This is a genomic window from Mycobacterium sp., assembly GCF_019247615.1.
Lineage (GTDB): Bacteria > Actinomycetota > Actinomycetes > Mycobacteriales > Mycobacteriaceae > Mycobacterium.
Genome location: NZ_JAFBAT010000074.1, coordinates 1 through 6,774 on the forward strand (window position 1 = coordinate 1; position 6,774 = coordinate 6,774).

Below are 6,774 nucleotides of genomic sequence, written 5' to 3' on the forward strand. Positions count from 1 at the left end.
ATGGTCGCGCCCTCGGCGGCGCTGCCGGGCACGCACAACCTGATGTTGTTCGGGGTTCGGTTCCTACATCCGTATCTGTGGGTGCCGCTGATGGATGAGGAGATGCCCACGGGACACCTCACCGACGGGTTGCGGCCGCCTGCCGAGGTGGCCGCCCACGTCCGATGGCGGGGCACCGCGCATAAGGCGGCCGAGCAGTCGAAGGCCACCGGCAGCTACGACTTGTTCGAGGATCCGGTCGCCACCCGTTGACGCGAGCACAAGCTTCCGCTCGTCACGTGCGCCCCGGGCGGGAGACGGCGTCGTCGTCGCGGTCGGTTTGGCGGACGGCGGCTTCGTCTTGCCACTGGCTGATCAGCCTGGTGATCGTCGTCGCCGATAGCCCTGCCCCCGACCCCAGGAACTGATCCAGGGCCGGCCCGAAATCCCTACTGGACAGCCCATGCAGATACAGCAGCGGCAGCACCTCGCTGATCTGGGGAGACTTACGCGCCCAAGCCGGCAGGATCGCCGAAGAGAACCGCTGGCGCTCACCGGAATCAGCGTCGACACGCTTGTCGTTGACCCGCGGCGCCCGCACCGTGACCGCGCCCGCGGCGGTCAGCACCTCCCGGGGTTGGTGATATCCATTGCGCACCACCAGACGCCGACCATCCTCGTCGTTGATCGGAGAACTGCTCGACATATGCAGCGACCTCGGCGGCCAACGCGGCGGCCAGCATCTGCCGCGCGCCGTCGCGGACGATCTCATCCAACAACGACCGGCCGCTGCCCCCGGCGTTGTCGTTGGCCTCATCGGCAGGCGACCCCGAACATCCGCCGCCCACGGCCGTTGCAGGTGAACAACAGCGCGCCCACCGGACGGCCGGGCAGCTCCGCCGCCGCCCGCTCGACGGTCAGGCGCAGGTCCGTGTCGGCGCCCGCCGCGTCACGGACCTGGAACTGCACGGTCGCGCCGACCTCGACGACATCGCCGATCTCGATCTCCCCGGTCGATTCGTCGGCACCGAGCAGCCCGCGGATCAGGAAGTCGCCCTGAGCCGGTGCGGCCAGGTGCTCGTCGACGACGATCCCGGTCGACAGGCCGTGGCTGACCAGTTCCTACTCGTCGCGCGGCAGCCCCTCGACGATCTCACGCAGGCGCTGCAGCGGCGTGCGGCCGCCCAGCTCGGTGATCCGCGCTCCGTCCGCGCCGGTGACGATGTAGGGGTCGCCGATCGGCCGGCAGCCCTGCGACACGATGGGGACTACGTGCACGCCGGGCAGGCGCACGCCGACGAGGCCGGAGGTGAGCACGCCGTGGTCGCGGAACAGCCGGGTGTCGCCCGGTCCCCGTCCGCCGCTGACCACGCCGCCCACCACGGTCGTTCCCGGCAGGTCGGTGTTGAGGTGCTCGACGAGCAGGCTTGACGGGAAGGTGTACGGGTCCGGCAGCAGCAGGTGCAGATCGTGCGTGGTCCGGTCGAACCGGTAACCGGTGATCAGTCCACCCGAGCCGGTGCGCACGAAGTCCAGCTGGAACGTCTCGGCGGCAAGACCGGACGCTAGCCACACCGCCACCGCGGGCTCGTCCTCGATCTCGTGGCGGCCGGCGACGATCGCCTGGGCGACGCGACCGATCAGCGGGGGCGCCTCGACCATCCGCTGCACCGCGTCGAGGACGTCGACGGCCAGGTCGGTGTGTGATCGCGACGCGAGTAACACGGCCAGCGACGGCGCCTCACCCGCGAGCTCGTCGCGCGCGTGCGCTGTGGCCTCCGCTGCGGCCTGCCATGCGTCGGGCGTGGTGGAAACGCCGACTCCGATCCGCACCCTTCCATGATGGCGCCACCCCGAGGTGTGACGAACTGTTCAGGGCGAGGGCTTCGCGCGCCCGCGGCTGAGAGGTAGGCGACTGTCCATTGCCGACCCCGACGGGTTGTGTACGCAGATCCATGCATGTATACATGCATTATGGCCACGAAGACGATATCGATTGATCTCGAGGCATACGAGCGCCTCCGGGCGGCTCGGCGTTCGCCTAGCGAATCGTTTTCTCAGGTCATAAAGCGCGCGCACTGGCGCAACGAATCCGCCACGGCGGCAGCGCTTCTGGATGTCCTCGCCGAATTGCCGACGGTGAGTGACGACATTCTGGAACGCCTCGACATGGCGCAGCATGCGGACGCACCGCCCGAGGACCAATGGCGCTTCGGCTGAGCGTCGACACCACGTTCCTCATCGACCTGCAGCGGGAACGTGCCGTGGGTGACGACGACGGCGCCGCGCACAAATTCCTCAAACGCTCGCCGGATGCCGAGTTGTTCCTTTCGACTATCGCCCTGGGCGAGTTCGCTGAGGGGTTTGACCGAGTCGAGCACCCGATCGTCGAAGCCATGCGCGAAGGCCATACCGTCGTTCCGGTAGATGACCAAACCGCGTTCGTCTACGCGAGAGTGGTCCGAGAGCTACGCCGCCGCGGCGAACTGATTGGCAGCAACGATCTTTGGATCGGTTGCACGAGCCTACGATGGGGTATCCCGATCGTCACCGCGAATACGGCTGACTTCCGGCGTATCGATGGCCTCGGCATCGTGCAGTACCGCTCATAATGAGTGGAACACGCAACTCCCACATTACGGTTACCGGTTTGCATCCCTTCGGACGCGGCGTGGAACGCCCGGAACACGTTGTGGTGGGCCGCGATGGTCGGGTGTTCGCGTCCGACAAGGTCTCAGCCGTCGCAGAACTCGTTGACGAGGACACGGTTCGGCGCATCGGCGAGGCGGGCGGCGAGCCGAACGGGATCGCGAGCGACTGCGACGGCCACTTTCTGATCGCCAATTTCGGCTTGGGCGTGCTGCAGGATCTTGACCCGGCGACGGGCGCGATCGCGACGGTGCTGGGCGGACAACTCGAGGGGACGTCCGCTGCGGTGGTTGAACTTCGTTCTGGTGGATTCCGTTGGGGCGTTGTGGTGTTCGGTGAGCACGATGGCGGACGATCTTCTGGATACCATCGCGCGCGGCACCGCCGACGGGTTCATCTTTCGGGTCACGCCCGATCGCCAATTGGCGCAGGTGGCCGCGGATGCCGTGAGCTTCCCGAACTGCATGGCGCTGGACCGCAACGAGTACTACCTGTACGTGGTCCGCACGGTTGCCGCTGACGTGGTGCGCTTTCCGATCCGGGGCGAAACACTCGGGCCGCCAAAGCGATTCGGCCCGCCGCTGGGGGACCGGCGCCCCGACGAGTTCGGCTCCGACCACGGCCGGCTCCTCGCCGACCCGCAGGTGAGTCGCCGGTGGGCGATGGCCGACGGATGCGCGTTCGATGCCGACGGAAACCTTTGGGTGACACTCGTTTTAGCGAACAGGATCGTGGCGATCAGCCCGGACGGCCGGGCAACAACCGTGATCGAAGATCCCGACGGCGCGCTATTGAACGGCCCGACCAGCATCGCCTGGGGTGGACCGGACATGCGCGACATCTACATCGGCTCGATCACGACGCCATACGTGCTCAAGGGCAGAAGCTCGGTGCCGGGCCTTCCGCTAATCCACCAGCGCTAACCGCCCGACGGCCCGGGCCTCATGAAGTCCGGCAGCGCGTCGTCCGGGTCGGACGGGATCATCGACTCCGGCAACCCCCATAGCTGTCGGATGGTCGCACCGCCGTCGACCACGAGCGTCTGACCGGTGATGCGGGCGGCCAGCTCGGAAGACAGGAACAACGCGGCGTTGGCGATGTCGTGCGCGCGGGGCGCCGCGAGCGGGTTAATTCCGTTGACGGCGTACTCGTTTGGCAGCTGGTCCTCGTTCCCGGTTCCTACATTGCCCGGCGCGACCGCGTTAGCGCGAATGCCGTACCGCCCCAGTTCGTCGGCGAAGGTATTGACGAGCGAGATGACGCCGGCCTTGGCGGCGCCGTAGGCCGCGTGGTAGGTCGCCGCCGTGATGCCGTCGACCGAGGCGATCGCCACCAGCGACCCGCCGCTGCGCTGGGCGATCATGTACCTCCCGACGGCCTGGAACAGGTAGAAGACCTGGGTCAGGTTGTAATGGATTGCCGCGTCCCACAATTGGGTGGTGAAGTCCTCGACCTTCGACCAGGTGGCGCCCCCGATGATGTCGACGCACACGTCGACCCCGCCCAGCGCGGCGACAGCGTCGTCGATCGCCCGACCGACCTGCACGGGGTCGGTCATATCGGCGACGATCGGGACGGCCTTGCCTCCCCGGCCGGCGATCTCGTCGGCGATGCGATGCGCGCGCTGCTCGTCGATGTCGATACAGGCCACCGACGCGCCCGCCTCGGCAAGGGCCAACGACGTGAACCAGCCATGGCCCGCGCGTTCCGGGATATAGCCCGCACCCGACACCACGGCGCGCTTACCCGATAGTCCGAAATCGATCACGGGCCGACCTCCATTGCGCGAAACCGCTACGGCTGGTTTCTATTGTCGCGTTCGATTGAACCCCGCGGGATCAGACGCCGACGATGGTCAGCAGGTGTTCGAGCCCGCGGAAGTCATCGACGTTGCGCGTGTAGAGCGGGAGGTTGGCGGCCACGGCGGTGGCGGCGATCAACAGATCGACGGCTCTGGGGCCGCGTGCCTTGCGCCCCGTCGCGACGATCGAGGCGTAGATGCGTCCGTAGGCCCTCGCCGAGTCGCTACCGAACGGCAATGGATCAAAGCTTGCCTCGGCTCGTTGCAGGCGGTCTTGGCGTCGTGCTCGCTCGCCAGCATCGGCGGTCGCGTGAGGGGCGGCGGCGAGCTCCGCCATAGTAAGGGCGCTGATGGCCAGTTCCATGGGGAGCTGCTCGGCGTCGATGTAGTCCAGATCGATCACGACCGAGGTGTCAATGAGTCCCTGCGATGGACGAGGGGTCTTAGCCACGCGGCGTGATTTCCTGGCTGGCGGCCCGATCGAGATCAGCTCGGAACCGGTCGAAATCCACCCGCGGAGCTCGCCTGAACGCGGCGACGGCCGCCTCGGCGCTGATGAATCGATGCCGGCGCAGCGGGGAAAGCTCGCCGACCGGGATGCCATTCCTGGTCACGACGAACGACTCGCCTTGGTCAAGCTGGCGCATGATGTCGCCGCTGTTATTGCGCAGCTCCCGCTGGGTGATCTGTTTGGGCACACGCACATCGTAGCACCCGTGCTACGCACTTTTCGGCGACAGGCGCCCGTTGCGCGACCGACCAATCGGTGAAATCGCCTCATGGCCGGGTCGGGTACCCGCGTGGCCCATGTGATTACCGGTGGCGGCGAGCGCCGCATTGAGGCACGCAGGTGTCCGTCGTGACTCCCTGTCGGTAGCCGGCGCTTGGATACGGGCCGTGGTTGTCGAGTTGTGGTCCGGGCGCTTCGCGCAGAGCGAACCGCGGGCCGGACGTGGACGCCATGGCATTCACGGCCGCGCCGTCCTCTCCCTCGAATTCCTTTTCATAACTTAGGATTTCGTCCGCTTGGGCCGCTCACCCGCAGGTGGTAGCGTAAGAACCGGTGTCCGGGAATTGGCCGCGAACTCGTCGCGCCGGAAGGCGTGGCCATCCGACCTACGCCGAACCGTTGCAATCGGGCCCGATGCCCGAATCCTCGATCGACTCGTCTGCTACACCGGCCGGTGCCGATCCATTCGCCAGATGGAAGGGATGAATCATGCCCAAGATCAGCCAATACGCCCAGGGCACGCCAAACTGGGTCGACCTGCAAACCACCGATCAGCCCGCAGCTAAGCAGTTCTACTCATCACTCTTGGGTTGGAGTTACGACGACAACCCGATGCCGCAAGGCGCCGTGTACTCGATGGCCACGGTGAACGGACAGACGGTGGCGGCGATCGCCCCGATGCCGCCGGGCGCACCCGAGGGCCGGCCACCCATGTGGAATACCTACATCGCGGTGGATGGCGTCGATGCGGCGGTCGACAAGGTGGGATCCGCGGGCGGCCAGGTGCTGATGCCAGCGTTCGATATCGGCGAAGCCGGCCGGATGGCCTTCGTCGCCGATCCGACCGGCCCGGCCGTGGGGCTGTGGCAAGCCAACCGCCACATCGGCGCGACCCTGGTCGGCGAGCCGGGCGCGCCCATCTGGCACGAATTGATCACGGACAAGCCGGAATCGGCGCTGGCCTTCTACGAGGCCGTGGTCGGCGTGACGCACTCCGCCGTGGAAATGGCACCGGGTCAGCACTACACGCTGCTCAAGGTCGGTGAAAACCAAGTCGGCGGTTGCACGGAACCGCAGATGCCAGGTGTGCCCAACCATTGGCATGTCTACTTCGCCGTCGATGACGCCGACGCCACCGCGGCCAAGGCGACCGAGGGGGGCGGGCAGGTCATCGTCGAGCCATTCGACATACCGTCGGTGGGGCGGTCGGCCGTCCTGATGGACCCGCAGGGAGCGGTGTTCAGTGTTTTGAAGCCGGCGGAGCAGATGTAGGTCGTCGATTGTCGCCGATGACGAACTCGTCCACGATGTCATCGGGTTGCGGCGATGGGTGGTGGCTGCTCAAAGTGTTGCGCTCTCAATGGAATCGCCTCACCGCTAGTTCCGGTGCTGATGTGGCTGGTCTTTTTGACCACGAACACCTGGGCAGAGTCACGGACGGTCGCGACAATCGTCCGCAGCCGGCGAACCGGCCGCCCGGGGCTTCGGCCCGGCTCCGACATCCTGAGCCAAGGGGGAATCAAGCCGACGCCGACTCCGGCGAATTCGGGACTATCCCGCCGGCCGCCGATGTGGGACATTCTGCAAATGAAATACGACGACGATCCCGAGAAGC

At 66.7% G+C, this 6,774-nt stretch carries 10 protein-coding genes and 2 pseudogenes; 6 read left to right on the forward strand and 6 right to left on the reverse strand.

Features of this window, described 5'->3' with window-relative positions; genetic code table 11:
- A partial coding sequence (locus JO059_RS04955; protein WP_293314995.1) for a hypothetical protein occupies nucleotides 1-252 on the forward strand: 252 nt, incomplete at its 5' end.
- A gap of 79 nt (nucleotides 253-331) precedes the next feature.
- Here the strand turns inward: JO059_RS04955 and JO059_RS04960 are convergent.
- Both JO059_RS04960 and JO059_RS04965 read right to left on the reverse strand, forming a co-directional pair.
- A pseudogene (locus JO059_RS04960) lies at nucleotides 332-722 on the reverse strand (transposase); the annotation flags it as partial.
- 79 nt (nucleotides 723-801) lie between these two features.
- Nucleotides 802-1,812 (reverse strand): annotated as a pseudogene (locus JO059_RS04965) (FIST N-terminal domain-containing protein); the annotation flags it as partial.
- Nucleotides 1,813-1,953: 141 nt separating this feature from the next.
- Here JO059_RS04965 and JO059_RS04970 point away from each other — a divergent pair.
- Together JO059_RS04970 and JO059_RS04975 are read left to right on the forward strand one after the other, a co-directional pair.
- On the forward strand, nucleotides 1,954-2,199 hold the full coding sequence (locus tag JO059_RS04970; protein WP_293314996.1) for an antitoxin VapB family protein: 246 nt from the start codon (nucleotides 1,954-1,956) through the stop codon (nucleotides 2,197-2,199).
- The gene (locus JO059_RS04975; RefSeq protein ID WP_293314997.1) at nucleotides 2,184-2,591 is read left to right on the forward strand and encodes a type II toxin-antitoxin system VapC family toxin; all 408 of its coding nucleotides are present in this window, start codon (nucleotides 2,184-2,186) and stop codon (nucleotides 2,589-2,591) included. Before JO059_RS04970 ends, JO059_RS04975 begins: the two co-directional genes overlap by 16 nt.
- 122 nt (nucleotides 2,592-2,713) lie before the next feature.
- Here JO059_RS04975 and JO059_RS04980 read toward each other — a convergent pair whose 3' ends face one another.
- Nucleotides 2,714-2,971 (reverse strand): hypothetical protein, encoded by a 258-nt coding sequence (locus tag JO059_RS04980; RefSeq protein WP_293315004.1) that lies wholly within the window; start codon nucleotides 2,969-2,971, stop codon nucleotides 2,714-2,716.
- Here JO059_RS04980 and JO059_RS04985 point away from each other — a divergent pair.
- Entirely contained in the window at nucleotides 2,934-3,551 is a 618-nt protein-coding gene (locus tag JO059_RS04985) for an SMP-30/gluconolactonase/LRE family protein (protein WP_293315003.1), read from the forward strand. The genes JO059_RS04980 and JO059_RS04985 overlap by 38 nt on opposite strands.
- Here JO059_RS04985 and JO059_RS04990 read toward each other — a convergent pair.
- The 3 genes from JO059_RS04990 to JO059_RS05000 form a co-directional block, all read right to left on the reverse strand.
- On the reverse strand, nucleotides 3,548-4,396 hold the full coding sequence (locus JO059_RS04990; RefSeq protein ID WP_293314998.1) for an SDR family NAD(P)-dependent oxidoreductase: 849 nt from the start codon (nucleotides 4,394-4,396) through the stop codon (nucleotides 3,548-3,550). The genes JO059_RS04985 and JO059_RS04990 overlap by 4 nt on opposite strands.
- A 70-nt stretch (nucleotides 4,397-4,466) precedes the next feature.
- Entirely contained in the window at nucleotides 4,467-4,880 is a 414-nt protein-coding gene (locus JO059_RS04995) for a type II toxin-antitoxin system VapC family toxin (RefSeq protein WP_293314999.1), read from the reverse strand.
- On the reverse strand, nucleotides 4,873-5,127 hold the full coding sequence (locus JO059_RS05000; RefSeq protein WP_293315000.1) for a hypothetical protein: 255 nt from the start codon (nucleotides 5,125-5,127) through the stop codon (nucleotides 4,873-4,875). The genes JO059_RS04995 and JO059_RS05000 overlap by 8 nt, the downstream gene beginning before the upstream one ends.
- A gap of 521 nt (nucleotides 5,128-5,648) precedes the next feature.
- Here JO059_RS05000 and JO059_RS05005 point away from each other — a divergent pair.
- Entirely contained in the window at nucleotides 5,649-6,431 is a 783-nt protein-coding gene (locus JO059_RS05005) for a VOC family protein (protein ID WP_293315001.1), read from the forward strand.
- Nucleotides 6,432-6,551: 120 nt separating this feature from the next.
- The coding region (locus JO059_RS05010; protein WP_293315002.1) for a hypothetical protein at nucleotides 6,552-6,774 on the forward strand (223 nt) is incomplete at its 3' end.

Coding starts and splice junctions, on each gene's coding strand:
- JO059_RS04970 (WP_293314996.1), top strand. CDS start 1,954: ATGGCCACGAAGACGATATCGATTGATCTCGAGGCATACGAGCGCCTC.
- JO059_RS04975 (WP_293314997.1), top strand. CDS start 2,184: ATGGCGCTTCGGCTGAGCGTCGACACCACGTTCCTCATCGACCTGCAG.
- JO059_RS05005 (WP_293315001.1), top strand. CDS start 5,649: ATGCCCAAGATCAGCCAATACGCCCAGGGCACGCCAAACTGGGTCGAC.